Here is a 730-nt window from a genome sequence, read left to right on the forward strand (position 1 = left end):
AGGTCCTGGCTCACCGGGCCGCGTTCGTCGATGGGCGCGCCGAGCACGTCCATGATGCGGCCCAGCGTGGCCTTGCCCACGGGGACGGTGATGGGGCTGCCGGTGTTGCGCACCATGATGCCGCGGCGCAGGCCGTCGGACGAGCCCAGCGCAATCGTGCGCACCACGCCGTCGCCGAGCTGCTGCTGCACTTCCAGCGTCAGCGTCGATGCGTCGAGCTTCAGGGCGTCGTAGATCCTGGGCATCTGGTCGCGGGGGAACTCGACGTCGACCACGGCGCCGATACATTGAACAATCTTGCCTTGCACTTGCACTTGAGCCATTTTTTGCTCCAATAAAGATGTTTCTCGCGCCGCTTACACGGCGGCGGCGCCGGCGACGATTTCCGAAAGTTCCTTCGTGATCGCTGCCTGGCGTGTTTTGTTGTAGACCAGTTTCAACTCGGCGATGACGCTGCCGGCGTTGTCCGTGGCGGCCTTCATGGCCACCATGCGCGCCGACTGCTCGGACGCCATGTTTTCCGCGACCGCCTGGTAGATCAGCGATTCCACATAGCGCACCAGCAGTTCGTCGATCACGCTTTGCGCGTCGGGCTCGTAGAGGTAGTCCCAGTCAGGCCCGGTCCTTGCGCTCTGCATCTGCTCGGAGGACAGGGGGAGCAGCCGCTCGATCACCGACTCCTGCTTCATGGTGTTGATGAACCGGGTGTAGCCCAGGTAGAGCGCGCTGA

At 63.7% G+C, this 730-nt stretch carries 1 protein-coding gene and 1 pseudogene; both read right to left on the reverse strand.

The window, feature by feature from the left end; translation table 11 throughout:
- Nucleotides 1-323, reverse strand: a pseudogene (locus tag VTU_RS25915) (F0F1 ATP synthase subunit beta); the annotation flags it as partial.
- 33 nt (nucleotides 324-356) lie between these two features.
- Nucleotides 357-730: F0F1 ATP synthase subunit gamma (locus VTU_RS0105805; protein ID WP_010101912.1), on the reverse strand; the 374-nt coding region annotated here is incomplete at its 5' end.

It is taken from the genome of Verminephrobacter aporrectodeae subsp. tuberculatae At4, assembly GCF_000193225.1.
GTDB lineage: Bacteria > Pseudomonadota > Gammaproteobacteria > Burkholderiales > Burkholderiaceae_C > Acidovorax > Acidovorax aporrectodeae.